The sequence below is a fragment of the Vulcanimicrobium alpinum genome (genome assembly GCF_027923555.1).
Lineage (GTDB): Bacteria > Vulcanimicrobiota > Vulcanimicrobiia > Vulcanimicrobiales > Vulcanimicrobiaceae > Vulcanimicrobium > Vulcanimicrobium alpinum.
The window spans coordinates 1,613,979-1,640,744 of record NZ_AP025523.1 but is presented as its reverse complement, the minus strand read 5'-3'; the positions used below and the strand labels follow the sequence as shown (position 1 = coordinate 1,640,744).

General features: G+C 69.4%; 29 protein-coding genes and 2 pseudogenes. 16 read left to right on the top strand and 15 right to left on the bottom strand.

Annotation, left to right across the window (positions count from 1 at the left end; genetic code table 11):
- Positions 1-98: 98 nt before the first annotated feature.
- Positions 99-1,001, top strand: a complete 903-nt coding sequence (locus WPS_RS08395; protein ID WP_317997366.1) for an Fpg/Nei family DNA glycosylase — start codon at positions 99-101, stop codon at positions 999-1,001.
- Here the strand turns inward: WPS_RS08395 and WPS_RS08390 are convergent.
- Positions 998-1,240: a hypothetical protein gene (locus tag WPS_RS08390; RefSeq protein ID WP_317997365.1), complete on the bottom strand. Its 243-nt coding sequence runs from the start codon at positions 1,238-1,240 to the stop codon at positions 998-1,000. The genes WPS_RS08395 and WPS_RS08390 overlap by 4 nt on opposite strands.
- Positions 1,241-1,354: 114 nt before the next feature.
- Between WPS_RS08390 and WPS_RS08385 the strand changes: the two genes are divergently transcribed.
- Entirely contained in the window at positions 1,355-1,735 is a 381-nt protein-coding gene (locus WPS_RS08385; protein WP_317997364.1) for a cupin domain-containing protein, read from the top strand.
- A 42-nt stretch (positions 1,736-1,777) separates the two neighbouring features.
- Here the strand turns inward: WPS_RS08385 and WPS_RS08380 are convergent, their stop codons facing one another.
- The gene (locus WPS_RS08380) at positions 1,778-3,208 is read right to left on the bottom strand and encodes a glutamine synthetase beta-grasp domain-containing protein (RefSeq protein ID WP_317997363.1); all 1,431 of its coding nucleotides are present in this window, start codon (positions 3,206-3,208) and stop codon (positions 1,778-1,780) included.
- Positions 3,209-3,350: 142 nt separating this feature from the next.
- Positions 3,351-3,901 (bottom strand): annotated as a pseudogene (locus WPS_RS08375) (GNAT family N-acetyltransferase).
- An 80-nt stretch (positions 3,902-3,981) separates the two neighbouring features.
- Here WPS_RS08375 and WPS_RS08370 point away from each other — a divergent pair.
- Complete coding sequence (locus tag WPS_RS08370) at positions 3,982-5,952, top strand: OPT family oligopeptide transporter (RefSeq protein ID WP_317997362.1); 1,971 nt, start codon at positions 3,982-3,984, stop codon at positions 5,950-5,952.
- A 48-nt stretch (positions 5,953-6,000) separates the two neighbouring features.
- On the opposite strand, the gene WPS_RS08365 is transcribed toward WPS_RS08370, so the two are convergent.
- The 4 genes from WPS_RS08365 to WPS_RS08350 all read right to left on the bottom strand — a co-directional run bounded on the left by WPS_RS08365 (position 6,001) and on the right by WPS_RS08350 (position 11,865).
- Positions 6,001-6,894 (bottom strand): hypothetical protein, encoded by an 894-nt coding sequence (locus WPS_RS08365; protein WP_317997361.1) that lies wholly within the window; start codon positions 6,892-6,894, stop codon positions 6,001-6,003.
- Positions 6,895-6,986: 92 nt separating this feature from the next.
- The gene (locus WPS_RS08360) at positions 6,987-7,760 is read right to left on the bottom strand and encodes a polysaccharide deacetylase family protein (RefSeq protein ID WP_317997360.1); all 774 of its coding nucleotides are present in this window, start codon (positions 7,758-7,760) and stop codon (positions 6,987-6,989) included.
- Positions 7,757-9,724, bottom strand: a complete 1,968-nt coding sequence (locus tag WPS_RS08355) for a phosphodiester glycosidase family protein (protein WP_317997359.1) — start codon at positions 9,722-9,724, stop codon at positions 7,757-7,759. Before WPS_RS08355 ends, WPS_RS08360 begins: the two co-directional genes overlap by 4 nt.
- Complete coding sequence (locus WPS_RS08350) at positions 9,721-11,865, bottom strand: phosphodiester glycosidase family protein (protein WP_317997358.1); 2,145 nt, start codon at positions 11,863-11,865, stop codon at positions 9,721-9,723. The genes WPS_RS08355 and WPS_RS08350 overlap by 4 nt, the downstream gene beginning before the upstream one ends.
- Here WPS_RS08350 and WPS_RS08345 point away from each other — a divergent pair.
- Positions 11,858-12,640: a polysaccharide deacetylase family protein gene (locus WPS_RS08345; RefSeq protein WP_317997357.1), complete on the top strand. Its 783-nt coding sequence runs from the start codon at positions 11,858-11,860 to the stop codon at positions 12,638-12,640. The genes WPS_RS08350 and WPS_RS08345 overlap by 8 nt on opposite strands.
- Positions 12,641-12,650: 10 nt before the next feature.
- On the opposite strand, the gene WPS_RS08340 is transcribed toward WPS_RS08345, so the two are convergent.
- Both WPS_RS08340 and WPS_RS08335 read right to left on the bottom strand, forming a co-directional pair.
- On the bottom strand, positions 12,651-13,487 hold the full coding sequence (locus WPS_RS08340) for an alkaline phosphatase family protein (RefSeq protein WP_317997356.1): 837 nt from the start codon (positions 13,485-13,487) through the stop codon (positions 12,651-12,653).
- A 176-nt stretch (positions 13,488-13,663) separates the two neighbouring features.
- Complete coding sequence (locus WPS_RS08335) at positions 13,664-14,236, bottom strand: hypothetical protein (RefSeq protein ID WP_317997355.1); 573 nt, start codon at positions 14,234-14,236, stop codon at positions 13,664-13,666.
- A gap of 106 nt (positions 14,237-14,342) precedes the next feature.
- Between WPS_RS08335 and WPS_RS08330 the strand changes: the two genes are divergently transcribed.
- The 11 genes and pseudogenes from WPS_RS08330 (at position 14,343) to WPS_RS08285 (ending at position 21,055) form a co-directional block, all read left to right on the top strand.
- Positions 14,343-14,852 (top strand): type II secretion system protein, encoded by a 510-nt coding sequence (locus WPS_RS08330; RefSeq protein WP_317997354.1) that lies wholly within the window; start codon positions 14,343-14,345, stop codon positions 14,850-14,852.
- Positions 14,849-15,505, top strand: a complete 657-nt coding sequence (locus WPS_RS08325) for a cytochrome c biogenesis CcdA family protein (RefSeq protein ID WP_317997353.1) — start codon at positions 14,849-14,851, stop codon at positions 15,503-15,505. Before WPS_RS08330 ends, WPS_RS08325 begins: the two co-directional genes overlap by 4 nt.
- A complete protein-coding gene (locus tag WPS_RS08320) occupies positions 15,502-15,948 on the top strand; it encodes a tetratricopeptide repeat protein (RefSeq protein WP_317997352.1) in 447 nt (148 codons plus the stop codon). Before WPS_RS08325 ends, WPS_RS08320 begins: the two co-directional genes overlap by 4 nt.
- Positions 15,945-16,379 carry a prepilin peptidase gene (locus tag WPS_RS08315; protein WP_317997351.1) on the top strand — a complete coding sequence of 145 codons (435 nt, stop codon included), beginning with the start codon at positions 15,945-15,947 and terminating at the stop codon, positions 16,377-16,379. The genes WPS_RS08320 and WPS_RS08315 overlap by 4 nt, the downstream gene beginning before the upstream one ends.
- The gene (pilM, locus tag WPS_RS08310; RefSeq protein ID WP_317997350.1) at positions 16,376-17,305 is read left to right on the top strand and encodes a pilus assembly protein PilM; all 930 of its coding nucleotides are present in this window, start codon (positions 16,376-16,378) and stop codon (positions 17,303-17,305) included. The genes WPS_RS08315 and pilM overlap by 4 nt, the downstream gene beginning before the upstream one ends.
- Positions 17,302-17,847 (top strand): hypothetical protein, encoded by a 546-nt coding sequence (locus tag WPS_RS08305; protein ID WP_317997349.1) that lies wholly within the window; start codon positions 17,302-17,304, stop codon positions 17,845-17,847. The genes pilM and WPS_RS08305 overlap by 4 nt, the downstream gene beginning before the upstream one ends.
- A complete protein-coding gene (locus WPS_RS08300; RefSeq protein ID WP_317997348.1) occupies positions 17,844-18,413 on the top strand; it encodes a hypothetical protein in 570 nt (189 codons plus the stop codon). The genes WPS_RS08305 and WPS_RS08300 overlap by 4 nt, the downstream gene beginning before the upstream one ends.
- Positions 18,391-18,927, top strand: a complete 537-nt coding sequence (locus WPS_RS08295; RefSeq protein WP_317997347.1) for a hypothetical protein — start codon at positions 18,391-18,393, stop codon at positions 18,925-18,927. The genes WPS_RS08300 and WPS_RS08295 overlap by 23 nt, the downstream gene beginning before the upstream one ends.
- A gap of 2 nt (positions 18,928-18,929) precedes the next feature.
- Positions 18,930-20,312, top strand: coding sequence for a secretin N-terminal domain-containing protein (locus tag WPS_RS08290; RefSeq protein WP_317997346.1), 1,383 nt, complete (start codon positions 18,930-18,932; stop codon positions 20,310-20,312).
- A gap of 112 nt (positions 20,313-20,424) precedes the next feature.
- Positions 20,425-20,684, top strand: a pseudogene (locus WPS_RS18145) (type II toxin-antitoxin system RelE/ParE family toxin).
- Positions 20,685-20,725: 41 nt separating this feature from the next.
- Positions 20,726-21,055 carry a HigA family addiction module antitoxin gene (locus tag WPS_RS08285; RefSeq protein WP_317997345.1) on the top strand — a complete coding sequence of 110 codons (330 nt, stop codon included), beginning with the start codon at positions 20,726-20,728 and terminating at the stop codon, positions 21,053-21,055.
- Between the two features lie 35 nt (positions 21,056-21,090).
- On the opposite strand, the gene WPS_RS08280 is transcribed toward WPS_RS08285, so the two are convergent.
- From WPS_RS08280 to WPS_RS08270, 3 genes are all read right to left on the bottom strand, one after another.
- Positions 21,091-22,317 carry an ISL3 family transposase gene (locus WPS_RS08280; RefSeq protein ID WP_317994728.1) on the bottom strand — a complete coding sequence of 409 codons (1,227 nt, stop codon included), beginning with the start codon at positions 22,315-22,317 and terminating at the stop codon, positions 21,091-21,093.
- A 69-nt stretch (positions 22,318-22,386) separates the two neighbouring features.
- On the bottom strand, positions 22,387-23,502 hold the full coding sequence (locus tag WPS_RS08275) for a sensor histidine kinase (protein ID WP_317997344.1): 1,116 nt from the start codon (positions 23,500-23,502) through the stop codon (positions 22,387-22,389).
- Positions 23,492-24,256, bottom strand: a complete 765-nt coding sequence (locus WPS_RS08270; protein ID WP_317997343.1) for a response regulator transcription factor — start codon at positions 24,254-24,256, stop codon at positions 23,492-23,494. The genes WPS_RS08275 and WPS_RS08270 overlap by 11 nt, the downstream gene beginning before the upstream one ends.
- Here WPS_RS08270 and WPS_RS08265 point away from each other — a divergent pair.
- Entirely contained in the window at positions 24,255-24,929 is a 675-nt protein-coding gene (locus tag WPS_RS08265) for an SOS response-associated peptidase (protein ID WP_317997342.1), read from the top strand. The two genes, WPS_RS08270 and WPS_RS08265, sit on opposite strands and share 2 nt — an antisense overlap.
- Before the next feature lie 128 nt (positions 24,930-25,057).
- Here the strand turns inward: WPS_RS08265 and WPS_RS08260 are convergent, their stop codons facing one another.
- Genes WPS_RS08260 through WPS_RS08250 form a run of 3 tightly spaced genes read right to left on the bottom strand, consistent with a single transcriptional unit; the run spans position 25,058 to position 26,743 of the window.
- Positions 25,058-25,753, bottom strand: a complete 696-nt coding sequence (locus WPS_RS08260; RefSeq protein WP_317997341.1) for a class I SAM-dependent methyltransferase — start codon at positions 25,751-25,753, stop codon at positions 25,058-25,060.
- Positions 25,750-26,310 carry a hypothetical protein gene (locus tag WPS_RS08255; protein WP_317997340.1) on the bottom strand — a complete coding sequence of 187 codons (561 nt, stop codon included), beginning with the start codon at positions 26,308-26,310 and terminating at the stop codon, positions 25,750-25,752. Before WPS_RS08255 ends, WPS_RS08260 begins: the two co-directional genes overlap by 4 nt.
- A 4-nt stretch (positions 26,311-26,314) precedes the next feature.
- The gene (locus WPS_RS08250; protein ID WP_317997339.1) at positions 26,315-26,743 is read right to left on the bottom strand and encodes a MaoC family dehydratase; all 429 of its coding nucleotides are present in this window, start codon (positions 26,741-26,743) and stop codon (positions 26,315-26,317) included.
- Positions 26,744-26,766: the final 23 nt, after the last annotated feature.

The window sequence follows — 26,766 nt, the reverse complement described above, 5'->3', positions numbered from 1 at the left end:
GCGACGCGGCGTGCCCGCGCCGCCGCATCCGCGTTCTCTCCCGCCTCCACGCGTCTGCCGCACGATGCGCGACGTGTCTCCCGCCGCGCCGTAGCGCCGTGCCGGAACTTCCCGACGTCGAAGCCTACCTCCACGCGCTGCGGCAGCGGATCGTCGGAGAACGGCTCGAAGAGATGCGATTGAACGGGCCGTTTCTTCTGCGAACGGTCGAGCCGCCGCTCTCCGCAGTCACGGGGCGTACCGTGCGCGAGCTGCGCCGCGTCGGCAAACGGATCGCGATCGGTCTCGACGGCGACGTGTGGCTCGTCATCCACCTGATGATCGCGGGACGGCTGCAGTGGAAAGCGCGCGGTGCCGGGCTCCGGGGGCGCAACGCGCTCGCCGCCTTCGACTTTTCGAACGGCACGCTCGTGCTCACGGAAGCCGGAACGAAGCGGCGCGCATCGCTTCACGTCGTCGACGGCGAGCACGCGTTGCATGAACTCGATCCGGGCGGCATCGAGGTGTTCGAAACCGGACCCGATCCGTTCCGCGCCGCGCTGGCCGCGGAGAATCGCACGCTCAAGCGCGCCCTCACCGATCCCCGCACCATCAGCGGGATCGGCAACGCCTACGCCGACGAGATTCTCCACGCAGCGCACCTCTCGCCGATCGCCCTGACGCGCAGCCTCGACGACGCGCAGTGGCAACGCCTTTACGACGCGACGCGGAGGACGCTCGAGACCTGGACGCACCGTCTCCAAACCGAAGCTGCGACCCGCTTCCCTACGAAGGTCACCGCGTTCCGTCCCGAGATGGCGGTGCACGGGAAATACGGCGCGCCGTGCCCCGCCTGCGGCACACCGGTACAGCGCATCCGCTACGCGGACAACGAAACCAACTACTGTCCGGCCTGTCAGACCGGAGGCAAGGTCCTCGCCGACCGCGCCCTCTCGCGACTGCTCGGTCCGGATTGGGCGCGCATGCTGGGTGACGCGGCGTCGGGCGATCGCGACGGTTAGCCGAGCGTCCGCCGAAATTCTGCCCGCTGCTGCGGGCGCCCGGCGAACATCTTCGTCGTATCGTTCACGATCCGCCGCTCGACCAGATTGCGGCGCATCATGTCCTTCAACCGCGCGAGCACCGTGTGCGAGGGCGCGCGCAGCCGCGCGGCGAGCGCGTCGACGCGCTGCCACTCGCTCGAGAGCAGCGGCAGCAGTCGCTCGTCCCACGACGATTCGGTTCCCTCATTGCGCGGCACGCTACGGACTTGCCCGAGAAGTGCGGATCACTCCTTCGCCGCGCCCGGTCTCCGGCAGGCCGCGGGGGCGGACGCGCGCAAGATTCTTCGCCCGCATTTGCACGGAGATCGCCGATGATCGACACGCCTGGCGCGACGCACTACCGTTGGGACGACATGAAGGCCGAGCCTCTCAAAGGCAATCTCACGCGCCGGATGATCACCGGCACGTCGATGATGATCGCCGAGGTCCGCTTCGCGAAGGGCGATCACGTCCCCAAGCATGCGCACCACAACGAGCAGATCACGCATATCATCGCGGGCGCGCTGCAGTTCAGGCTCGGCGACGATCAAAAGCGCGAAGTGATCGTACGGGCCGGCGAGGTCCTCGTGATCCCCCCGCACGAGCCGCATTCGGCGACCGCGCTCGAAGATACGATCGACATCGACATCTTCTCGCCGCCGCGCGAAGACTGGCTGAACGGCTCCGACGCCTACATCCGCAACGAAGGCTGAGCGAGCGCGTCACGCTGAGGGTGTCAGCGTGACGCGGCGTGACTAGAACAGGTTCCAGAGGTACTGGTTGTACACTTCGTGGTGGTACTGCACTTCTTGTGCCTTCACGAAGGTGCCGAGCTGGCGCGCGCACCGATCGGCGCTGCCCTGCTTGAGATCGGCGTAGCGTTCCTTGACGTCAGCGCCGAGCAGCGTGGACGTCCATTCCGCGTTGCGGAAATCAGCGAGCGCGTCGTAGATGTTGTCGGGCAGATAGCGCTCGGCCTGACGCAGGTTCGCGACGTCCGAGACCTTCCCGTCGAGTCCGGTCTTGAAGACCGAGAGCATCACCATGTACGGGTTCGCGTCGGGCGCGACCGAGCGCACTTCCAAGCGTGAGCTGCGCTCGTTGCCGATCGGCACGCGCACCATCGACCCGCGATCGGTTGCCGACACCTTGATCTGATTGGGCGCTTCGAAGTGCGGGTCGAGCCGGCGGAACGCGTTCACGCTCGAGTTCAGCAGCAGGCAGATATCGTTGCCCGCGGTGAGGATGCGGTCCGCGAAGGTCCACGCGAACTCGCTGAGGTTCTCGTTGCCGCGCTCCTCCCAGAACAGGTTCTTCCCGTCCTTGGAGACCGAGATATTCGTGTGCATGCCGTTGCCGTTGACGCCGACGACCGGTTTGGGCAGAAAGCTCGCCGTCATCCCCATCTTGTGCGCCACCTGGCGACAGATGAGCTTGTAGAGCTGGATCGTGTCGGCCGCCGCGACGACTTCGCCGTACGAGTAGTTGATTTCGAACTGCGACGGCGCGACTTCCGGATGGTCCTTCTCGTTCTGGAAGCCCATCGCGCGCTGCACTTCCGCCACGGTGTCGATGAACTGCCGCAACGGATCGCCCGGGAGCGAATGGTAGTAGCCCCCGGTGTTGACGTACTCGAACTTGCCGGTCTCGTGATACCGCTGTTCCGCGTCGAGGCCTTGAAAGACGAAGCCCTCGATCTCGTTCGCGGCGTTGAGCGTGTAGCCGTTCTTCGCAAACTGGTCGTTGGAATAAGCCTTGAGCACGCCGCGAATGTCGGCGGTGAACTGCGAGCCGTCTTTGTCCAGGACTTCACCGAAGACCAGGATCTTGCCGGGGCCGAAGATGTCGGACGGCGCCCAGTAGAACGCACCCCAGTCGATCGCAAGGCGAAGGTCGCTCTCGCGCTGCGGCGTGAAACCGCGGATCGACGAGCCGTCGAAGGTGAGGTTGTCGCTCGACTTCACCAAGAACTTCTTGTCGTAGTCGAGCATGTGCAGGCGGCCTTCCAGGTCGCTGAAGAGCACGGTCACCGCCTTGATCCGCGGCTCGTCGGCGAGGTACTTGAGCCGCATCTCCTGGATCTTGTCGGGCGCTACGCGGTCGCTGCGCTGTTGTTTGACCTCCAGATTTCGCTCTTCGAGCTCTCGATACGAGAGCATGAGAAAGTCGCGCAGGTCGGTAGGCATCGGCGTGCTATGAACTCCTTGCGGGGGCAGTCGGTCGAATGGTGATGCCGCGCTGTTCGTGCCGCCGCAGGGGTTGACCGTCCCCGCGCATGGGCCACGTGTCGTAGCCGCAACCTCCCGCGCTGGCCAGCCGTCGAATGACCTATCGCGTCCGGACGCGTTGGCCGTGACCCCGCCGCCACTCGCGCCCGAGGATCGCGACGATGACGTCGTCGACCCAGGCTCCGCCGAGCCACAGCGACTCGCGGTGATGCGCCTCGCGCCGAAAGCCCAGCCGCTCGAAGAGCGCGAGCGAGGCCGCATTGCGCGGATCGATCGACGCGGTCACGCGATGCATCCCGCGCGCACCGAAGGCCCCGCCGAGGACCGCACGCAGCGCCTCGGTCGCCAAGCCGCGGCCTTGATGCGCCGGCGCCAGGGTGATCCCGAGTTCGCCGACCCGCCGATCCTCGGCGACGCGGAAACCGACGTCGCCGATCAGCGTGCCCGCGCCGCGCAGGACGATTCCGTACTGCGTCCACGCCGCACCGCGCGCCCCCTCACCCCACGCGCGGCGATGAAGGCACGAGCGTCGTCAAGCGACGATGGCTCCCAGCCTTGGTAGCGCATCACGGCCGGGTCGGACCGATATGCCAGCAGCGCCGGGGCATCGTCCGTTCGCAGAGCCCGCAAGAGAAGCCGCGCCGTCTCCATCGCCCACTCTACGCGGCCGCACCGGCCCTTACCCGGCCGCGGGAGGCGCCGGTTTGCGTCCGGGCCGAAGGGCAGGCGGAATGCAACAGCAACGGACCGAGCTTACCGTCCGCGGGCTCATTCTCGGCGCGCTCATCACCCTCGTCTTTACCGCCGCGAACGTCTATCTCGGGCTGAAGGTCGGCTTGACGTTCGCCTCCTCGATCCCCGCAGCGGTGATCTCGATGGCGGTCCTGCGGCTCTTCCGCAACGCGACGATCTGGGAGAACAACATCGTCCAGACGATCGCGTCGGCGGCGGGGACGCTCTCCTCGATCATCTTCGTCCTGCCCGGTCTCGTGATGGTCGGCTGGTGGACCGGCTTCCCATTCTGGGAGTCGTTCGGGATCTGCGTCGTCGGCGGCGTCCTCGGCGTCATGTACAGCGTCCCGCTGCGGCGCGCGATGGTGACCGGGAGCGACCTGCCGTATCCGGAAGGCGTCGCGGCCGCCGAGGTGCTGCGCGTCGGAGCGGCGGCCGTTGCGGGCGGCGATGCCGGGGATGCGGCCGTCAAGGAAAACAAAGCCGGACTGCTGACCGTCGCCGTCGCGTCGGTCGCGAGCGCGGCGTTCGTCGCGATCGTCGCGACGAAGATCTTCGCCGGCGAGATCGCGCGCTATGCGCGCGCGGGAGCGGCGGTGACCGGAATCGACACGGGGCTCTCCCTCGCGCTCATCGGCGTGGGTCACCTCGTCGGGCTGACCGTCGGCATCGCGATGCTCGCGGGGATCGTGCTCGCGTGGGGCGTGTTCGTCCCGATCCTTACCGCAATGCATCCGCAAACCGGCGACATCGCCGCCTTCGCAAACGGCGTGTGGCGCCACCAGGTCCGGTTCATCGGCGCCGGGGCGATCGGCGTGGCGGCGATCTGGTCGCTCGGCCGGCTGACGGGTCCGGTCGTCCGCGGCGTAATCTCGTCGCTGGCCGCCGCGCGCGCACGCCGCGACGACGGCGACGGCGCGCTGCCGATCACGGAGCGCGATCTGCCGTTCAACACCGTCCTGCTGATCAGCGGGCTGTGCCTCGTCCCGCTCGCCGTGCTGCTCGTCGCGTTCGTGCACGGAACAGCGATCGCCGGAGCCGTCGTGCCGCTCGTCATCGGCGCGCTCGTCTACGTCGTGCTCGCGGGGCTCGTCGTCGCCGCGGTGTGCGGGTACATGGCGGGCTTGATCGGTTCGTCCAACTCTCCCGTCTCCGGCCTCGCGATCCTCACCGTGCTCGGCGCCGCGCTGCTGCTGCTCCTCGTCGTACGTCCGAGCGAACCGCCGGCGGCGAAAGCGCTCGTCGCGTTCGCCCTCTTCGTCACGGCCGTCGTGCTGAACGTCGCGACGATCTCCAACGACAACCTTCAGGATCTCAAAACCGGCCAGCTCGTCGGCGCGACGCCGTGGCGCCAGCAGGTCGCGCTGATCGCGGGTGTGATCTTCGGCGCGCTCGTCATCCCGCCCGTGCTGGACCTGCTCAACCACGCCTACGGGTTCGCCGGATCCCCGATGCACGGAGTCACCTCGCAGCCGCTCGCCGCACCGCAGGCGACGCTCATCTCCGCGCTGGCCAACGGCGTCATCTCCGGACAGCTCGGCTGGAATCTCATCGGGCTCGGCGCGCTCGTCGGTCTCGCGATCGTCGCGATCGACGAAACGCTGCGCCGCACCGTGCGGCGGCAGTTTCCGCCGCTGGCGGTCGCGTTGGGGATCTACCTTCCGATGGCGGTAACGCTGATGGTCGTCGTCGGCGCGGTCGCCGGGAAGACGTACAACGCCTGGGTTGCCGGCAAACCGAACGCCGACGCCGCACGGCGGCTCGGCGTCCTGCTGGCCTCGGGCTTCATCGTCGGCGAGAGCATCTTCGGCGTGCTCAACGCGGGAATCATCGTCGCGGCGAATCGCGACGAGCCGCTCGCGCTCGTCGGCGACGGCTTCACGGGACCCGCGGAGATCCTCGGCGCGATCGCGTTTGTCGCCGTCGTCGTCTTTCTCTACCGTTGGGTCGGCCGGCTCGCGCAGCGCTGAACAACGGGCCCGCGTCGCGGCCGGCGCAACCGGCTCGCAGCGTTTGCGTCAGACCGCGAGCGCGCCGGCGAGTTGGTCCGCGACCAGGCCGATGCGGCGCGCGACCAGCAACTGCGCGATCGCGAGCGCGTGCGAGGTATGCGTGCCGGAGGGATCTTCGAACGTCCCCAACTGCGCTGGCCGCCGGGCGGCGTGCCGCGCACCGATGCGCCCCCACATCTGATCTTCGATCCGGCGCGCGGTCGCGTCGCTGATCCCTCCGTCGACCTCGATGATCGTCCCCGGGAACGGGCCCGACCCGGTGTCGACGAGCTCAAGCCGCGTCGACTCGCTGGCAAACTCGCTGTAGTCGAGCGGCGCGAGGCGGCCGCTCTTGCGGAACGTCACGCCCTGCGCGGTGAAGTGCGCGCGGATGTCGGCATGCTGCGCCTGCGGTGCGATGAACGTCTCGTAGTCTGTCCGGCGGCGTTCGAGTTCGGCCCGCACTTGATCGCCGCGATAGCCGCGATGCGTCGTGTCGCGGTGCAGCGTCCACGCGAGCTTCATCTCGGGATCCGGCTCGAGCCACACGGAGACGTCGAAGAACGAACGCAGCACGCGCGTGTAGAGCGGAAAGAGCCCCTGCACCAGCACGATCTCGCGCGGTTCGATCGTCTCGTGACCGTTGACCGCGCCGAGCAGATGATCGTAGACCGGCTTCACGATCGCATTGCCGTGCGCGAGCTGCCACAGATCTTCGTCCATCGCCGCGAAGTTGTGCGCGCGCGGATCGAGCGCCGTCACGCCAGCCGCTTTGCGCTGCGCGCGGTTCAGCCCGAAATAGCCGTCCAGCCGGACTTCCGTACAGTGCTCGTCACCGAAGATCGCGCGCAACCCGGCGCAGAACGTGAGCTTGCCGGTGCCGGAATCCCCTCCGACGGCGACCATGATCGGACGTGCCATGTACGGACGCTACCACGCGCGAACTCACGCGGACCGCGACGGTGCGCGAACGGTCGAAAACCGAGCGCGAAATGCAAGCAGCCGCCCCCCGGTCAGGGCGTCGCGATCCCCGCGAACGCGCCGATCCCGTCGTCGCGGTCGACCCGGCGGCGCGGAAGCGCGAAGGGCTCCCCGAGGTCGCGGACGAGCCCGGGGCGTTCCGTGAGGGCGGCGTCGAAGCGGTGTTCGCGCAGCACCGCGATCGCCTCGGGTCCCCACTTCCCCGCCGCGTAGGCGTACGTCGTCGGGCGCGCCAGATAGCGCGCGAGCGTCTGCGCGCAGTGTCCGATCTCCGCCTCGAGCCCGGCGCGGTCGAGCGTCGCGAGATCGAGGTGACGCGTCCCGTGACAGCCGATCTCCATCCCGGCCGCGCGCATCGCACGCAACTGGCGCCAGCCGGCATGGCGCTCGAGACCGACGAATCCCGCCGACACATAGAAGGAAGCCCGCGCGTGATGCTTGCGCAGCAGCGGCGTCGCATAGGTGGCGGCGTCGACGTAACCGTCGTCGAACGTGAGCACGACGGCGCGTCGCGGATGCTCGCCGCGCCGGAGCTGCGCGACCAAGTCGTCCATCGTCAGCGTGCGGATGCCGTGCGCATCGAGCCACGACAACTGCGCGTCGAACGTCTTCGGATCGATCGTCAGGCTGCGGCCCACGGCATCGCCGGGCGTGTCCGGTGCGATGCGATGGTACATCAGCACCGGGACGCCCGCGACGGACGCGCCCGGCGCGTGCGCCGCTGCCGCGACCGCGGGCGCGAACCCGCCGCATGCGAGCACGAGCGCCGCCGAGACGCGCGACGCGAACGCTCGCACGCGCGTCACGAACGCCCCGGCACGACGACCGCGGCCGCGCGGAACCGCACCGTGCCGGCGACGTGCGCCGGCGCGCCGCCGACCGACGGCACGGCGTAGAGCGAGGTGAGACGGATCGGCGGATTCAAATCCGGCGGCAGCGACACGATCAGCGTGCGCCATCCCTTCCAATCGACGTGCGGCGTGAGCGTCAGCGCCCGGCGCTCGCCGAAGCGGTTGACGAACGCGGCGCGCAGCGCCACACCGCTCGCATCGCCGAATGCGTCGACGGTGAACGCCCGCGGTTCGCCGGGGAGCGCGAGCGCGACGTCGGCGTACACCGCGCGGGTCGTCCCCGTGAAATCGAACGCCAGCGCCGTTTCGCTGAATCCGGGAACAGCAAGGGCGTGCCGGCCGACGCGCACGATGCTGCGCGCAGCGGCGCCCCCGGCGGTTGCGACGATCGTGTCGTCGGCATCCGCCGCAACATACGTCGCCGAGGCGCCCGCCGCAGCCAGCCTTCCGCTCCGCGCTTGCCACCGCACCGCGTCGCCGAGGACGACGGGGTCGCCGCGCTCGTCGAATGCGCGTGCCGTGAGCGCGACCGTTTCGCCGCGATCCGGGTTCGGCGCATCGGGTGCGATCGCAAGCGACGCGACGCGAGCGACGGTGCGGTAACCGATCCGCGTCTGCATCCCGGTGCGCGGATCGCGGAACACAGCTTCGTGATTTCCGGGTATGGCGGCGGCGCGAACGGATTCGACGCTCGCGGTCTCGAGACGGTGTCCCGCGTCGTCGACGACGAACGCCGCCGGCCGCAGCGCGGCGCCCGGCAGCGCGGCGAACGTCGAGGGGCGCACGATGAGGTGCGGGTCCACGCCCGACGGTGCGTCGCTGTATGCGAACAACCCGTCGGCGATGAGACGTTCGCGGCCGTCGCTCGGCGTGGTGATCACGCTCGCGCCGGCGTCGCCGAGGACGCGCGCGACCAATTCCGCGGAGCCGCCAGAATCGAACGCCATCCCGTCGCTCGCGCCGAATCCCTCCATCAGCGCGCCGAACTGCGGACGCGTCACGCCGATCGACAGCGCCGGCGCGCGACCATCGACCGCGAACGCATACAGCGTCGCGCCCGCGCGCGCGGCGCCGGAGACGGGAAAGCGCACGTTCGTCTCTTCGGGCGCGGGCGTTTCGGGGTCGACCGCGGGTGCGCCGTTCGCGACCAGCAGCGGCCCGCCGCCGACGGCAGCGGCGATTTGCGCGACGGGGGGCGTCGTATCGAACGCCAGCGTGACGGTATCGCCGACGGCCGGAAGCGGGCCGGCCGCCTGCGCCGCCGGGCCGAAGCCGAGCAGCGGTGCGCCGACGAGCGCGGCGGGCGGCGCGCCGAGCGCGGAGACGCGGTACGTGCCGGCGGCGCGCGTCGCGGGATCGAGCGGCGCGAGCATGGCGACGGTGACGTTCGGCGTTGCCGCGAGCGTTCCGAACGCGGGCGTCACGAAGGCGACGCCGCGCTGCGGCGGCCACTCGTTCACACTGGTGAGCGGCAGCGTCGTCGCGCCGTACGTCACCGTGCCGCCGAACGCCAGCCGGCCGAACGTGACGCTGCGGTCGCGTCCGATCGTGACGACGGCGCGGCGTGACGGCGAGCGCTGCAGCGTGCCGTTGCTGACGACCGCGTTCAGCGGCTGGTTCGTGTTGCCGATGTCGAAGTAATCCGCGTTCACGCCCGCGACCGCGCCGGTGCGTTGCGCCATCGACGAGAGGGTCTCGCCGCTCGAGATCATGCGGTCGTGCGCGACGACGGCGTCGAGCCGAACCGTCGGCTCGCTCAGGTCGACGGCGACGACGTGAATCACGAGCGGGCCGTCGGCGGTGACGAGCCGGTAGTCGGCGCGTTCGATCCCCGGCGCGACGTACGCGACGTCGTGCGCCTGCGAGACGACGAGCGGAAACGGCGGCGGCGGCGCGAGCGCCGCGGGGAACACGATCACCGGATCGGCGGGCTGGTCGGTGCGGGCGACGGCGCGGGCGAGGTGACGATCGTCCCCGCCGGCGCGGAACTGTAGACGAAGAGCGCGTCGGAGATGTAGCGCTCCGCGCTGTTGTCGGAGGGAACATTGCGCACCGTGACATCGGCGTTGCCGGGCGCGCGCGAGACCATCGTCACCGAGCCGCCTGAGTCGAGCGCCATCGCATCGGTGACGCCGAAACGCTTGAGCATCTCGGCGAACTCGGGACGCGTCATCCCGATCGAACGTTCCGGGTGCCGTCCGTCAACCGCGACGAAGAGCAGGGTCTGATCGGCGCGCGTACCCAGCGCGACCACCGGCCACTGCACGTCGCGCTCGTCCGGCGCCGGCGCGTGTTTGTCGTCGTACCACTCGCCGTTTTTCAGCAGCAGCGGTCCGCCGCCGATCCCCGTGACGAGATCGGGGACCGCCGGATCGAGCGCGTACTGCAGCCGAATCGTCGTGCCGGGTTTCGGCGGGAGCGCTTTGAGCTTCGGACCCAACGCGAGACCAAACGTCACCGCAAGCTCGCGGTCGGCGTCGCGCACCGACGTCACGCGGTAGCGGTCCCCGCCGAGCGGCGCGAGCGCCGCGAACGTCACGCCCGGCGCGGGCCGCAGGACGGTGCCGTAGTCGCGCGTGATCACCGTCGCGTCGCCGGCGGGCCACGTGTTGAGCTGCGTCACCGGGACGTCACGGCCGCCGTAGCGAGCGTGGCCGTTGAGGTGGAATTCCGCGAAGGTCACCTTACCGGCGCGATCGATCACCAGCGCCATCCGATCGGTAGGACCGCGCACCAGCGTCCCCGAGCGGATCAGCATCCCTTGCGGTTCGTAGGTGCGTCCGATATCGAAGTAATCGCCGTTGACGCCGGCGACGGCGTGCGTGCGGATCCCGAGCTGCGAGGTGCGCTCGCCTGACGAGATCACGTGATCGCTCGCGATCGCCGTGTCGAAGCGCAGCGTCGGTTCGTGCGGATCGACGGCGATCAGCTGCACGACATGCGGGATGTCGGCGCTCGTCTCCGGATGCTTCAATATCGGGTCCTTCGCGGTCATCGCGTATTGACCGAAGGTAACGCCCGGCGCCGTCGTATCGACGTTCACCCACTTGAGATTCGGCTGCTCGGCGATCGACGTGACCATGCGGACGAGCGCACGCGCATCGCGCGTTCCCTCCTTCGGAAACGCGGCCCAGTCGCGCACGTCGTCGATTTCGCCGCGCAGCTCGAGCGGGACGCCGTTCAGCGTTCCGCCGAGCAGTTGCGAGCCGATCCCGTTGGAGGCGATCGCGACCTCGCCGTGGATCGCGCCGATTGCGTTGCCCTCGAGCCGTGCGCTGGCGCCTTCGAGGGTGAAGCGGCCGCGGACGGCGGGTCCCGCGATAACGTCGACGCGCCGCAGCATCCCGCCGTCGAACGCAATCCCGCTCGACGGCAGCAGTGCCGCCAACGTCGCGAGCGGAAGCGTGTCGGCGGTGATCTCGACGCCGCCGTTGGGCAGGTCTGCTTCGACGCTCCGCACGCTGACCGGATAATGCTGCGTCCCGCCGGCGACGTTGAGCGCGAGATCGGCACGCGTCCGCGCCGGCGTCAGCGCGAGCGATCCGTGCACGTCATCGAGGACGATCGACGGTGCGGCGTCGAGCGGCTCCGCTCGGACGGAACGCACGAGCGTCAGCGTCCCGGCGGCCAGCGTCGCGCCGACACCGTTTCCGCCGAGCGCGGCGACGACCGATCGCGCCGCCGCGAGATCGCCCGCCTGGATCCCGTCGAGAGCGATCGTCACGTGCGGCGATGTCGCACCGACGTCGACGACGCCGCCGGCCGTGCGCAGCGCGAGCCGGCGAGCTTCGACGGTAACGGCGCGGTCGGCGCTGACGAAGCGGACGCGGTCGAGCACGGTTCCGCCGTGCTCGTGATGCAGGGCGCCGATCGTCGCCTCGCCGCCGGTCAGCGCATGGCAGCGCCAGGTGAGTGCGGTGCGTTCGATCTCATCGCGCAGCAGGGCGAGGATCGCGAGGATGACGACGACGACGCCGGCCGCGATCGCCAGCACCCGCCTGCGCACGATGCGACGGGGAAACCCGCCGCGCGCCGCAGCAACATCACCCCTGATGATCACCAGGTTCCTCGCATCGATCGCCTTGGTCTGCAGTATGGTCGCCGCCGTGCCCGCGCGCGGAGCCGATAACGGCCTCCCGCAGGTCGCACCCGGCGGACGAACTCCCTACGTCGCCGTGATCGTGTGGCACGACGTGGTCGGGTCGAAAGAGGTTTGGTTCGACACCCCGGTCGACACCTTCCGCGCGCAGCTCGCGCAGATCGAACGCGGCGGCTATCACGTCGTCACGCTCGACGCACTGCGCGCGCACCTCGAGCGCGGGGCGCCGCTGCCGCTGAAGCCCGTGGCGATTACCTTCGACGACAACGGCCACGGGATCTACGAGAACGCGTTCCCGCTGCTGCGGAAGCACCGTTTCCCGGCCGCGATGTTCGTCCACACCAACTACGTCGGCACGACGACGCACGGCAAGCGGCATACCACCTGGCCGCAGCTCGTCGAGATGTCGCGCAGCGGGCTGATGTCGATCCAGAGCCTCACGGCGAACCACCCGCCCGACCTGCGCGCGCTCTCCGACAAGGAGGTCGTCCACGAATTGACCCTCTCGCGCAGCTCGCTGGCCTATCATCTCGGCAAGCGCAACCCCGTCTACGCGCTGGTCTATCCGGAAGACAATTACGACCTGCGACTCGCTCGACTCGCGTCGCAGAACGGATATGCCCTCGGATTTACCGAGGACTGGGGCAACGCCGGCGACTCCGCCGACCTGCTGCAGGTTCACCGGTATTCCGCGCTGACGCGCTTCGATCAGGCGCTCGCCGACGTCGCGCGCTGACGCGCGGCCGTCACCGCCACCAGCCGGCGATCGTCGCGACCGAGCGCGCACGGCCGATCGACGGCAGTCCGTACATCGCTTCGAGGGTACGCAGCACGTTGTAGTGGTCGATCCGCTGGGTGTAGCGTCCCGGCTTCACCATCGGGCCGACGAAGAACGTCGGCACGGTATTGGGATCGTCGTAGCCTTCGTCCCAGGTGACGATCAGCAGGGTGTCGTGCGCATCGGCCCAGCGCACCAGCGGGTCGAGGTGCGCGCGCGCCCACGCGTCGGCTTGAGCGATCGTCCCGTCGTGCATGTCATTGTCGACGTCGGGGATGATGAACGCCACCGTCGGCAGCGCGTCGAAGGACGTCAGCGCGGAAAGCGGACGCTGCAGGCTGCGCGGGACGTTCGCGAACTCCGTCCACGGCGCGTGCTTGCGCGCATACGTTCCGGCGGCGCACACCGACGAGCCCGTCGCCGGCAAAGCCTCCGCGTAGCCGGCGAAGGTGCGGTGCGCCGCGAGCAATTCGCTCGCGAGGTTCGGCGCGTGCACGTCGAAGCCGGTCGCCGGACAGCCGTCGCCGTTGTCGTTGGTGACGCCGGCGAAGAGCGCGAGATAATTCGGCAGACTGGGATGGGTGACGCCGTGCGCGTGCACGAAGAGCGCGCCGCGTTTCGCGAGCGCATTGAGATATGCTGCGTTCGTGCTGCCGACGATCTGCGCGAGCGAGTGATTCTCCTCGATGACGACGACGACGTGCTGCGGCTGCGGCATCGGCGCTGCGACCGCTGCCGTGCGGATCGCGGCGATGCTGCACGCCGCGATCGCGACACGCGTGACGGAGAGCAGGAAGCGCGTCATCCGCGACTGGGTTCCGTTCTCGGCGGTACGGCCCTGCCGCGGTGCGTCAGTGCGCTGACGCCGCGAAGCGCCGCTCCGCTTCCGCTTTGATCGCAGCGCCGAGCGAGTAGCGGATCAGCACGATCCCCGGCGACGCACACGCCCAGTACCAGCGAAACGTCCGGCACGCACGTGCGTCAGTCGCCGACGCGCGTCTCGCTGCGAAACACGCACCGCGCATCGCCGATCGGATCGGCGCGCAGCGTCCACGCGATCTTCACGTACGCCGGCTCGGCGAACCGCGCGAACTCCGCGCCGTCGAGCGGAAACACGACGTCGCCCCGCCACGGCTGCGTCACCGCACCGGCAACGATCTCGCGCCCGGGCACTTCGGCAAGAACGCGCCACCCGATCGACGTCAGGTACGGCAGCATCGCCTGCGGGAGGTCGGCACGATCCGGCGGCGCGCGCAGGAACCAGCTGCGTGCGGCGATGATCGCGCGCGTCAGCAGCGGTCCTTGCCACGTCAACTCGCACGCCGCCGCGAGGACGGTCGCGTCGGGCGCATCGACGCGCACCGCGTGCCGCTCGACGACGTCGTACGACGGCATGAACCGGTCGGGCAGCGGGTCGCCCTCACCCGGCTCGGGCGCGCGTGCGCTCCCGTAGCGCAGCCAATGCGCGGCAACCCAGGCACCGTAGCCCGCGACCGCGCCGGCGCCGGCCGCCCCGAGTGCCGCCGCGATCCGGACGCTCGAGCGTCGCTTCATCGTGCTCGCAGTGTAGCGCATCGCCGCGTCGCACGCGAGCGAAAGCGGGAATAGCGGCGTCGTTCCGGGGCACCGCCACCGTCGTACCCACGAACGGAGGACGACCGTGTACCGAATCGACGCGCGCGAGGCCGAGCGCGGTTTCACGCTGATCGAGCTGATGATCGTCGTCGCGATCATCGCGATCCTCGCCGGGATTCTCATCCCCAACTTCGTCAACGCGCGTTCGCAGGCGCAGACCGCGGCGTGCGAGTCCAACATGCGCGCGATCGCGACCGCGCTCGAACTCTACTACGCCGACAATCAAGTCTATCCGACCGCGTCGGCGGCAGGCGTGCAGCCGGCGCTCTTCACGGTCAACGGCGTCTCGTATCTGAGCAACACGCCGAAGGATCCGGCGGCGCAGAGCACCAGCGGTCTCTACAGTCTCACGACGACGCAGGCGACGGGCGGTGCGCCTGCGACCTACACGATCACCTGCCCGGGCGTGCACGTCGGATCGACGCTGGCGAAGGTTCCGGTCAGCGGCGGTGCGAGCGGCTCCGTCTGCGGCACGAACTGCACGGCGACGAAGATCCAGTACGTCGCCGGCGCAGGTCTGCAGGCCGCGCCGTGATCGACACGTTCGCAAGCGCGATGCGCGCGGTGAGTTCCGGCGGCCCGGGCGCGTATCCGCTGGTCGCGCTCGCCGGTGCCGCCTCCAGCGTCGGCCCCTGCGTCGCCCCGCGCTATGTTGCGATCGTCGCACTTGCCGGAACGTCGCTGCATCCGTGGCGCGTCACGGCGACGTTCGCGGCGGGTATCGTGCTCACGTACGTGGCGCTGGGCTCGCTGGCCGGTGCGATCGGTGCCCTGCAGGCGTGGTCGACGGCGATCGACGCGGCGCTCGCGGCGGTGCTCATCGCGGGCGGCGCGATCGTGCTATTCCGCAGTCCGGCGCATCGCTGCGCCGCTGAGAACGCACCGCGCCGCTCGAGCGTCGGCGGGACGCTGCTGCTCGGAGCATCGAGCGCGTGCGTCGTCTCTCCGTGCTGCACGCCGGTCGTCGCGGCGATCGCCGGAATGACGAGCCTCGGCGGCAACGCGTCCGCCGGCGCGGCGCTCATGGCCGCGTTCGCCGCGGGACACGTCGCGCCGCTGATCGCGCTGGCCGCCGCCGGCTCGCGCGTCCGCGCGCCGTTCGCACGGCTCGGCGCAACGCCGGTCCCGAACGTGATCGGCGGGACGCTGATGCTCGCGCTGGGCGCGCTGTACGGAGCGCTCGCGTGACGATCCCGCCGGAGCGGCGCGCCGCGGTCGCCCTCGTTGCGCTGGTTTCCGCTGCCTTTCTGTTTCACGCACAGGTTGCGTCGGCACTCGTAACGCGCGGCGACGACCGGCTGCGCACGGGCGACATCGACGGCGCGGTCGGCGCGTACGATCGCGCGATGCGTCTCGATCCGGTGTCGCGGACCGCCGCGGACCGGCTGGCGTTCTCGCTGCTGATGCGGCACGGCGACAGCGATGCCGCGCGTTCGTACGCGATCGCGTCGGCGGCGCTGCAGCATGCGCCTCGCGACGCGAACCTGCTCGTCGATCGTGCCCTGGCAGCGCAGCGATTGCGCCGCTGGAAGAGCGCAGCACGTGACTTCGCGCTGGCCGCGGCGGTCGCGCACGACTCCCGCTTCGCGCGCCTCGCCGAGCGGCTTGCCAACCGGGGTGCCGGCGCATGAGCGCGGTCTCCGCGGCCGTCGCGTGCGCCGGCGCGGTTGCGGCCGCCGCCGTCGACGCGCGCACCGGGGTGCTGCCCAACGCGCTGACGCGAACGACGGCGATCGCCGCGCTCGCATCGGCTGCGGTCGGCGGCGAGCTGACGCCGGCGCTCGCCGGCGGCGTCTGCACGGGCGGGACGCTACTCGCGCTGCACCTATCGACGGGCGGACGCGGTCTCGGGCTCGGCGATGTCAAGCTCGGCGTCGCGATCGGCGCCGGCTGCGGCGTCGCCGGCGGGATCGTCGCGCTCGGCGCGGCGTTCGTGCTCGGCGGGATCTATGCGACGGCACTCCTCGGCTTGCGCCACGCCGGCCGCCGCGATGCGATCCCGTTCGGGCCGTTCCTCGCCGCCGGGACGGCCGTCGAAACGCTCACGTCGGTCTTCGCATGAGCCGCGCACGGACGTTCCCGCTCGGCATCGATCTGGGCGACGATCGCGTGCGTATCGCGCTGGTCGAGCGCACGGGAGACGGAGACCTCGCGCTTTGCGCGGTTGCGTCGCGTCCCGCGGCTCCGGACCCGTGCGCCGCGCTCGTCGACGCATTCGAGGAACTCGGGACGCGAGAGCGCCGCTGCGTTCTCGCCGCCGCCGGACGCGACGCGCTGCTCCGCACCGCGACCTTTCCGCCGCTCGCACGACGCGAACGCGAACGCGCCGCGCGCTTTGAAGCATCGCGTTCGGTGCCGTATCCGCTGGACGACGCCGCAGTGCGCGTCGTCCCGATCGACGCGCAGCGATGCGCGATCGCGACCGCGCCGCGCGCCGACGTGCAGGCACGCAGCGCGCTGGCGCGACGCGCCGGGCTGCGGCCGGTTGCCGTCGATCACCCCGCGCTCGCTCTGCTCCGCGCTATCCCCGAAGCCGCCGCGATCGTCGACGTCGGCGCAGGCGCAACGATCCTCATCGTGCGCGACGAACCCGTCCCCACCCAGCGCGTGATGCCGATCGGCGGAGCGAGCCTCACCGGCGCGATCGCCGACGCGCTCGGCGTCGATCGCGTCACCGCCGAACAGCGAAAGCGCACGATGGGCATGGCGGGCGCCGGCGAGCACGTGCGGGATGCGCTGGTCGAACACCTCGCGCAGGCGCTGGCCGAGACGCGTGCCGCGGCGCGCGCGGACGTCACGTCGCTCGTCCTAGCCGGCAACGGTTCGCGGCTGGCCGGGTTCGCCGACGCGCTCGAACGCGCGGCGGGGATCCCGGTCATGACGGCATCCCTGCACGGCACGCACGCGCTGCCCGCCGACGTCGTGCGCGCCGCCTCGCCCGATTGGGCGCTCGCCTACGGCCTTGCGATGTGGGAGTGCGCGGCGTGAACCGCGTCAACTTTTTGATCTCGCCGCTCGAACGCACGCTCGGCGTCGCCCCAGCGCCGCCGCCTGCGCGCCTGCGCGGCCCGCTTGCGGCGCTCGCCGGCGCCGTCGTGCTCGTCTGCGCGTGCGGCGGCGTCCAAGGACTCCGGCTTCGCGCTGCGCAGGCGGACGGTGCGCTCTATGCCGCAGAGTTGGCGCGAGCAGAGCGCGACGTCGCCTCGGTGCGCGTTCTCCAGCGCGACGTCGAACGGCTGCGCGGTGTCGCTGCGCGCATCGTGCGGGTGCGTGCCTCGGGTGCACGGCGAGCAAGCGAGATCGCGGCGCTCGGCAATCATCTGCCCGCCGACGCGTGGCTGACGTCCCTGCGCGTCGAACGCACCGTGGTTGCCGTCGAAGGCCGCGGCGCGCGGCTCTCGGCGGTCGGTACGGCGATGACGTCGCTGACGTCGCTGCGCCCGTATCGGTCGGCGCGGCTCCTGTCGGTCCACGGCGATCCCGTGCATGCGGGTGTCGTCTACGCGATCGCCCTGGAGCGGCGTCCGTGAGCCCGAACGCCGGCGACGCCCGCGTCATCGCGTTCGCCGCGGTGCTTGTCGTCGCGGCGGGCTATACGTTCGCGTTCCGCCCCGTCGAGTCGCGCATCGGCGATCAGCTCGCCGCAAACGCGACCCTTGCCGAACGCACCGTCGCCGATCGTGCGGTCCTCGGTATGCGGCCCGCACTCGAGCGCGAACAAGCGCGCGTGCAAGCGCGGCTCCGCGGCGTCGACGTTGCTGCCGATCCGACGCGGGCGGTCGCAACGTTCCTGCGCGACGCGGCCGTCGCCGCGGCGGTGCATCGCACGCGCTTCGCAACGATCGCCGCGAACGCGCAGCCGGGCGCGCCCGGCGACGCCGCCCTGCCGCTCGACGTGACCCTGGAAGGGTCGTACGTCGACGTTCTCGCGACGATGCGCGCGCTCTCGCGCGGACGGATACCCGCCGCGGTCGAGATCGCCTCGCTCGCGCGCAAGAGCGTCGACGGCGGCGATGCCACCCTGAGTGCGACCCTTCGCGTCGCGCTCGAGCCCCAGACGAAGGATGACGACCGTGTTCGCACTCGGCCGCACTGAACGCGTGCTCCTCGCCGCGCTCGCCCTCGCGTCGCTGGCCGGTGCCTTCGCGACGACCCCGATCGTCGCGCGCAGCGCCGCGGCACTTCAGGTGCCCGCCGCGATGCCGTCGGCGGCCGTGCTCGCCGCCGACGACCCGCTCGTCACGCCGCATCGGGATCCGTTCGCCGGCGGCATCGCGCTAACGTCACCGGCGCCATCGCCCGCGGCGGTGTCCGCGGCGCCCCCTGCGCTGCCGGCGATCCCCGCGATCCCGGGCTTCGTGCGCGCTCTTCCGCCCAACGCGGGAGCGGACGGCGCGCCGCGCCCGTTCGCCGCACCGCGCCTCACCGCGGTCGTCGCCGGCCGCCACCCCTTCGCGCTGATCGATGACGGCGGGACGAGCCGGCTCCTCACCGTCGGCGACGCGTTCGGAGCGAGCACGATCGTCGCGATCCGCGACGACGGCATCGCGCTGGCCGACGGTTCCCGCTTCGGACTCGATCCTGCACCGACGCTTCACGGAGAACCCTGACGATGCGACGACTCGCGACGACCGCACTCGCCCTTCTGCTCGCGGCGTCGCCGGCGCAGGCGCAGGGCGATCGCATCACGCTGGACGCACGCGAGGTCGAGCTCGCCGACGTCATCCGCCTGCTCGGCGCACAGTCGGGCCGCAACGTCGTCGCGGACGGGTCCGTAAAACCGCAGCGGATCACGCTGAGGCTGGCGCGGGTGACGTTCGACGAGGCGTTGGCGACGCTCGTCTCGGCATACGGCCTGCAGATCCATCGCGACGGTGCGATCCTGCTGGTCGGCGAGAGCGCGTCGATGAACCGCCGTTATCCCGACGACGCGGCGGCCGGTGCTGCCCGCACGAACGTCTTTTCTCTCGCGCACGCGCGTCCCGACGACGTCGTCCCGGCGCTGCAAAGCGCCCTTCCTCCCGGGACGGTCGTGGTCGGCGACAAGCGGACTGGAACGGTGTTGGTGACCGGCGGCGACGCGACCGTTGCGCGAGCGCACGCGCTCGTCGCCGCGCTCGACGCGCCGGCGTTCGGCCGTGGCGGCTCGGTTACGACAGCCTCGATCGCGCTGCACAACGTTCGCGCGAGCGAGGCGCTGCGTGCGCTCAAAGGAAGCGTCCCCGACGGAGCGATGGTCGCCGACGACCGGCAGAACGTCGTCGTCGTCAGCGGGAACGCGGAACTGCAGGCAACGGCGCGCACGCTGCTGGCCGGGCTCGACGGTCCGGGGCGTCAGGTGATGTTCGAGGTCCGGGTTGCCGACGTCGAACCGGTCAACGATCAGAGCAACGTGGGGATCGAGTACGCCGGTGCGGGCTTCGGCGCGGGGAGCGGCGCGGTCGGACAGTTTCCGTACACGCTGACCAAGAGTTCGCTGGTGGTGAACACGCAGCTCAACCTGCTCGTGCAGAAAGGGAAAGCGCGGATCCTCGCGCAGCCGCGGATCGCGACGCTCAACAATCGAGAAGCGTCGCTGCTCGTCGGTTCGCAATATCCGGTCGTCACCGTGAACCAGCAGACCGGCTACCCCAGCGTCCAGACCATCGACGTCGGGGTCCGTCTGCGGGTCACGCCGACGATCGGGGAGGACGGCGCGATCACCGCGGAGCTGCACCCGGAGTACTCGTCGATCATCGGTTTCAACAGCAGCTTTCCGATCATCGCCAACCGCAAAGTCGACGCGGTCCTGCACGTCCGCGACGGCGAGACGATCGTGCTCGGCGGCCTCTTCGAGGACGTCGACAGCGAGACGATCACCAAACTGCCGCTGCTCGGCGACCTCCCGGTACTCGGCGGCTTCTTCCGCAATCGCCAAGCGACGCACAACAAAGACGAGGTCGTCTTCTTCATAACGCCGCGCGTCCTGGCGGCCGACAATCCCGCAGCGAAGTAGCGCGCGCTTTGGAGCGGAGGGAACGCTTGCGCGCCGGTTATCGCTTGACGATATTATCGCTTAGTGATAATAATAACAAAACATAACCTTCTTGGACGAAGGAACGGAGGATATCTACAACGGTCGTAAACCCAAGGCAGCTCGGAAAGTGCTTTCGGTAGCGGCGCATCGCACAGCGGTCCGCAAACTTGACTTGCTGAATAGCGCGACGTCGCTCTCGTCTCTTCGGGCACCGCCGGGAAATAGGCTTGAAAAACTGACCTCCGACCGGCAGGCCAATATTCGATCCGCATCAACGACCAATATCGCGTGTGCTTTACTTGGCACGACACTCAGGGAGCGCTTGACGTGGAAATCACCGACTACCACTGAGTGAACGACAAGCAGGCTGAGAAAACGGATACTCATATTCTATGCATCAGAAATCGCTCAGGACGCCGTCGAATCGTCGGCCGACCCTTCCTGGGGAAATCCTCGTCGAGGAATTCCTGGTTCCGCTCGGGATCACGCAGTCCGCGTTCTCTGCGCATATCGGCATTACGGCGGCGCGCCTTTCGGAGATCATCCATGGTAAGCGCGCGCTGACGATCGATACTGCTCTCCGCTTCGAGCGCGCTCTTGGTATGGATGCGGAAACCTGGCTCCGGCTCCAGTTGTCCGTCGACCTCTATGATGCGAAACACGGCGAGCTAGCGAAGATCGCCGCAAGTATCAAGCCTATCAAACCCCAAAAAACCGCTTGAGCCGCTCCGGTCTGTCGACGCAGAAGATACTTTGTTCAGGACTTCGGGTGGGCGGGCAAGAGGTCGAGCCCACCACAGTGGAATAGAATCGCCGCTGCAAATCGGCCCTCATTGCGATAGCCGCGCGCGCGGAATTTGATCATTTGGATCTTGCTGTTGAGGCTCTCGGCTGCCGCATTGGTGATCGGCTTGCGAATGTACGTGATGATGTTCGCAAAGTGACGTTTGAGCGTGCGCGCGACGCTGATCATTTCGGGCAATTGAGAGTGCGTCGCCCACCGGTACCAATCGGCAAAGAAACGACGCGCTGCGGACTCACGCCGATATCGCCAGAACTCCGTAAAGTGCTCCTTCATCGACCACGCGCGGCCAAGGCGTTTGTACTGGCTCCGCAAGGCGCTCAGATCACGTCGTTCGTCGCGGTCGAGATTCGCAAACGAGCGCAACCAGGAATACTTAGTCCCTTTCAATGCCGTTCGGTCGAGCGTCTTGTCACGCATCATCGCTCGACGAGTGAGATCGACGGCTTTGGTGAGATATGCCGTGATGTGGTACTTATCGAAGACGATCTTCCGTGCCGCATCGGGCACGTGTGCTACGGTCGACTCGAAGTACGGCTGCCACATATCCATCGCGATGCCCTCAATGGCATGAAGTTGTTCGTGCGAAAGGCCGTCGTAGAAAGCGTCAATCGATTCGCGCTTGCGACCGCGACCGACCCACAGGACCTCGCCGCGGTCCAAGTCGGACACGATCGTGAAGTACCGATGCCGCTTTTTGACGGCCTTCTCGTCGATGCCGAGATGCCGCACAAGACGTGGCAGTCGCCGCTGCTTACCGCGCTCGACCGCCCGGAGCATAATGGAATCGACTTGCTCCCAGCTGATGCCCAAGCGACGCGCGACCGCCGCGACGGACATCTCGAGTAGGAGGGCGATCGCCAAACGCTCGAAGCGCGACGTAAACTCGGTACGACCGCTTGACCAGGGAATCGCAACGGTCGTGACGCCGTGCTCGGGACAATCGATCCGGGGTACGGAGGCGTGCAAGAAAAGTTGGTCGCCGGCCAGATCGAGGTCACGCCAGACGCGCTCGCGATGATCGTGCTTGGGGCACTCCCGATCGCATTTTGGACAGCGACCCGCGCCTTGCCATTCAAGCCGAACATCGACCCGATTTCGCTCGAGATCGAGCTTTGATTCGGTCACGTCCCAAGGATCTTCGACGCGCAGCAACCCGCGGATGAATTCGGTGTCTCGCATGGCGTAGCATTACGACGGCCGACCGATTTCCTCTCGCCCGCCCACTACAAAACCGGAAGACCCACTTTGTTAGGCGCGAGCGACGGACACGATGAATCGCGCACCTCCGAGGGGCGAGTGCGTCAGCTCGACGCGCCCCCCGGAGCGCTCCAGGATCAGCCGCACGATGGCGAGTCCGAGCCCGGTTCCGTTCGGCGCCGTTGTCGCGCGTTCGCCGAGCGCGAAGACCCGCTCCCGGTCGAGCGCGGCGATCCCGGCCCCGTCATCGTCGACGTTGACGCGGACGAAGCGCGGCTCGTCGAGGTCAACGCCCACGACCACGCGCCCGCCGCGGCGCCCATGCTTCACCGCGTTGTCGATGAGGTTGATGAGGACGAGCGTGAGCCGATCCCCGTCGATCGCCACGTCGACGGCCGGAGCTGCGGCGAGGTGGATCGACACCTCGCTCACGGCGGCGTTCGCCGCGCAGGCCTCGCGCGCGGTCGTCAATGCCTGCCGCAGCGACGCGCACGCGCGCTCCGCCGGTCCGGCGCGCAGATCGAGGAGCGAGATCTCGAACATTCCCTCCAGCAGCCGGGTCATGCGCAGCGACTCGTCATACGCCGTGCGGACGAAGCGCTGCCGCGTCTCGGCGTCGACGTCCCGTTCGTCGAGCAGCGTTTCGAGATAGCCGCGGATCGACGAAAGGGGCGTGCGCAGCTCGTGGCCGAGCGCTGAGAAGAACGCATACCGTTCGCGCTCGCGCGCGCCGCGAAGCATCGCTTCGTCGACGACGTCGTCGAGCGACCCCGCTGCGCGCGCCGGATCGGCGACGCTCCAACCGGTCAGGACGTCGAGGCGCGTCTCCGATTCCAGCGCAGCGGCGATGCGCGCAAGCGCGGAGCGCGCATCGACCGGCGCGGCGGCGCCCCCGTCGCGCGTCGGTGCGACCAGCGCCGCGAGGAACACGTCGCTGCCGTCGTCGTGCGCCAGCAGATCGCCGGCGCGCAGCACCTCGCGTGCCGCACGCGAAAACGCCGCGACGGCACGCCGCTCGAGCGCGCGCGCCGCGCGGCGGCCGCGGCGCCACGCGACGCGTTCGAGTGCGGGGAGACGCAGCGCCAGCAATGGGACCGCCGACGGCGCGGCGGCGATCCGTCGGGCGAGCGCGTCGGACGGCGCCGGACGCGTTTTCTCAGCGCGCAAACTTGTAGCCGAAACCGTGTACCGTCCGCAGGAGACGGGGCAGCCGTGCGTCCTCCTCGAGCTTTGCCCGCAGACGCCGGACGTGCACGTCGACCGTGCGCTCGTCGCCCTCGAAGTCGAAGCCCCACACCCGCTCGAGCAGGGTCGCCCGCGACATCGCGACACCGGCGTGCGTGGCGAGTTCCAGCAGCAGGGCGAACTCGCGCGGCTTCAACCCGATGCCGGCACCGTCGACGCGCGCCTCGCGTGCCGCTTCGTCGATCTCGAGCCGGTCGAAGGTGAGCAGCGCGAACGCCTGCTTCGGGACCGCGCCGATCCGCCGTCCGAGCGCCTTGACGCGCGCGACGAGTTCGCGCGGCGAGAACGGTTTGGTGACGTAGTCATCGGCGCCGATCTCCAGCCCGACGACGCGGTCGACCTCGTCGGTGCGCGCGGTGAGCACGAGGATCGGCAACGCACGGCCTTCGCGGCGCAGCGTACGCACGATCTCGAAACCGTCGACGACGGGCAGACCCACGTCGAGCACCAGCACGTCCGCGCCCGCGCGCGCCGCGCGCAGCGCAGCGGGACCGTCGTGCGCCTGTTCGCAGCGGAATCCTTCGCGTTCGAGCTGATGGACCAGCAGTTCGCGAATCGCGAGATCGTCTTCCGCAACCACGACGCGCGTCATCGTCATGCCGCCTACGGTGCCCTCCGGCCGCACGCGTAGTCTGACGCGGGGCACCGGCCTCCCGCGCGCGAACACGGTCACCATGTGCGCCCGCTTCTCGCTGAGCGATCCCGGCCGGCTCTCCGAGCGGTATCCGGGCGTCCGCTCGCGGACCCCGTACCCGCGCCGCTACAACATCGCGCCGACACAGGACGTTCTCGCTGCGCGCGCCGACGGCGAGCTGACGACGCTGCGCTGGGGGCTCGTTCCGGCTTGGGCCGACGATCCGTCAATCGGCCAGCGGCTGATCAACGCTCGGGTCGAAACGCTGGCCGAGAAACCGGCATTCCGCGGCGCGTTGGAGTCACGCCGCTGTGCGATCTTCGCCGACGGCTTCTACGAGTGGACGGGCAGCAAAGGAAACCGCCGTCCCCTTCGCTTCATCCTCGCCGACGGCGCGCCGTTCGCGTTCGCCGGGCTCTACGAGCGCTGGAAACGCAACGACACGCGGCTGGAAACCTGCACGATCGTCACCTGCGAGCCGAACGCGCTGCTGGCCAGCATCCACGACCGGATGCCGGCGATCCTCGCCGGCGACGCGCTCGACGCGTGGCTGCACGGCGACGTCGGGGACGCGCTCGCGGCGATCGCCCCGTTCGATCCCGCCGCAATGCGCGGCTATTCGGTCACGCCGGCGATGAACCATCACGCCTTCGAGGACGCGCGCTGCATCGAACCGTTCGTCGAGCAGGCTGAGGCACCGACGCTCTTCGACTGATCGCGCGTCACGCGAGTGCAACGCCCGTCACGCTGAGCTTGTCGAAGCGCAGCCCGCATCGCTCACGGCGGGAAGAACTTCGTGCTCGGATCCGGCGGCGCTTCGACAAGCTCAGCGGGACACATCGATTACGCGCGCTGCGCGTCGACGATCAGAAAGACGGGCTCGCGCCGCAGGCGCTCCGCCGCGGCGGGATCGCGCTCGGCGGCTTCGGGAACCGGCTGCGGCTCCCGCACCGCGCGGATCGCGAACCCGGCCGCCTGCAGATCGCCGAGGATCCGCTCGAACGGGCGATGATAGAACCGCACGCGCACCGGCTCGGGCGCGAAGCTGGTCCACGCTTCCTCGACGCGATGGACGCCGAAGTACTCCGGCACCTGACCGATCGTGATAAACGGATGATGCGTCGACATCACGAACCACCCGCCGGGGCGCAAAACGCGTGCGAACTCACGCAGCGCAGGCAGCCACTCCGGCAGATAATGCATCGTCAGCGAAGACACGACCAGATCGAACGACGCATCGTCGAACGGCAACGGCGCGGCGAGATCCGCGCGCTCGACGCGCGCCCGCACGCCGAGCCGTTCGCGCGCCAGCGCAACCATCGCCGCGCTCGCATCGACGGCGACGACGCGCGCACCATGCGCCGCGAACCATTCCGCGTGCTCTCCCGCCGCACAGCCCGCGTCGAGCAGATCGCGGCCGGCGACGTCACCCGCCGCGGCGCGGAGCGCGGGCCGCTCGTAGCACGCGTTGTAGACGTTCGCCGCCGTCGTGCGCGCGTACGACGCCGCCAGCGCCGGATCGTCGTACAGGTCGCTCAATTCATCCCGAATGCGGGCCCGTCCACGAGGTACTGCTGCGCCTGCGCGATGTCGTCGTCGTCCCAATCGAGCACGACCTCGGCGCGCGCCGCGTCGCCGCGTGCGACGAGCAGGGCGGCCGACGCGACGCGCGCGACGTCGATGTCGGAACTGCGCAGCGCGTAGCCGATCGCGAGATCGTCGAGCGCGCCGATCGCATCGTGATACGCCGCCGCGAGCTCGTCGGGCAGTTCCGGGGCTTCGTCGGTGGTGAGGCGCACGATCTCGACCCACGCCGGCAAGTGAAGGTAGTCGAGCGGGATCGCCGCATGTTCGTCGGCGACGATCCCCGCGCCGATCTGCACCAAGTGCGGCACCGCGGCGTACGCGGCGAGATACACATCTCCGTCGTGCGCGAGCCGCGACCACAACTGCGACCACACGCTCCCGTCGCCGGCCTCGCCGGTTTGGAACGGATCGGCGGCAAGCGCGCGCAGGCACTCGGCGACGCGCAGACCAGAGCCGTAGCAGTCGGTGTAGTTCTCCCACGCCGGATCGCTCAGCGAGATCATCGTCATCGGTTCAGCGCTCGTCCTTCTGCAGCAGCGCCTGCCCGTCGACGACGACCTCGCCGCGCTGGTTCACCACCGTCGTCTTGCAGCGAAAACGGCGCTGTTCGGGGAGCAGTTCGGTCACCTCGCTGGTCGCCGTCAGCGTGTCGCCGACGAAGACCGGCCGGCGAAAGTGCAGCGTCTGCTCGACATAGATGCCGCCGGGGCGCTGGAGGATCATCCCCTGCACCGTCGAGAGCAGGCTCGCGCTGAGCATCCCGTGCGCCGCGCGGCGCCCGAAGCGCGTCGTCTTCGCGTACTCTTCGTCGACGTGGAGCGGATAGTGGTCGCCGCTGACCGCCGCGAAGAGCGTGATCTCGGCATCGGTGATCGTCTTGGAAAACGTCGCGGTGTCCCCGATGCGAAACTCCTCGAATGATTTGATCCCGATGCCCGCCATGAAAGGCTTCGATTGCACGGCGG

Coding starts and splice junctions, on each gene's coding strand:
- WPS_RS08285 (WP_317997345.1), top strand. CDS start 20,726: ATGCATCAGAAATCGCTCAGGACGCCGTCGAATCGTCGGCCGACCCTT.
- WPS_RS08385 (WP_317997364.1), top strand. CDS start 1,355: ATGATCGACACGCCTGGCGCGACGCACTACCGTTGGGACGACATGAAG.
- WPS_RS08280 (WP_317994728.1), bottom strand. CDS start 22,317: ATGCGAGACACCGAATTCATCCGCGGGTTGCTGCGCGTCGAAGATCCT.
- pilM (WP_317997350.1), top strand. CDS start 16,376: ATGAGCCGCGCACGGACGTTCCCGCTCGGCATCGATCTGGGCGACGAT.
- WPS_RS08340 (WP_317997356.1), bottom strand. CDS start 13,487: ATGACGCGCTTCCTGCTCTCCGTCACGCGTGTCGCGATCGCGGCGTGC.
- WPS_RS08365 (WP_317997361.1), bottom strand. CDS start 6,894: ATGGCACGTCCGATCATGGTCGCCGTCGGAGGGGATTCCGGCACCGGC.
- WPS_RS08370 (WP_317997362.1), top strand. CDS start 3,982: ATGCAACAGCAACGGACCGAGCTTACCGTCCGCGGGCTCATTCTCGGC.
- WPS_RS08345 (WP_317997357.1), top strand. CDS start 11,858: ATGATCACCAGGTTCCTCGCATCGATCGCCTTGGTCTGCAGTATGGTC.
- WPS_RS08250 (WP_317997339.1), bottom strand. CDS start 26,743: ATGGCGGGCATCGGGATCAAATCATTCGAGGAGTTTCGCATCGGGGAC.
- WPS_RS08335 (WP_317997355.1), bottom strand. CDS start 14,236: ATGAAGCGACGCTCGAGCGTCCGGATCGCGGCGGCACTCGGGGCGGCC.
- WPS_RS08255 (WP_317997340.1), bottom strand. CDS start 26,310: ATGACGATGATCTCGCTGAGCGATCCGGCGTGGGAGAACTACACCGAC.
- WPS_RS08315 (WP_317997351.1), top strand. CDS start 15,945: ATGAGCGCGGTCTCCGCGGCCGTCGCGTGCGCCGGCGCGGTTGCGGCC.
- WPS_RS08380 (WP_317997363.1), bottom strand. CDS start 3,208: ATGCCTACCGACCTGCGCGACTTTCTCATGCTCTCGTATCGAGAGCTC.
- WPS_RS08270 (WP_317997343.1), bottom strand. CDS start 24,256: ATGGTGACCGTGTTCGCGCGCGGGAGGCCGGTGCCCCGCGTCAGACTA.
- WPS_RS08265 (WP_317997342.1), top strand. CDS start 24,255: ATGTGCGCCCGCTTCTCGCTGAGCGATCCCGGCCGGCTCTCCGAGCGG.
- WPS_RS08290 (WP_317997346.1), top strand. CDS start 18,930: ATGCGACGACTCGCGACGACCGCACTCGCCCTTCTGCTCGCGGCGTCG.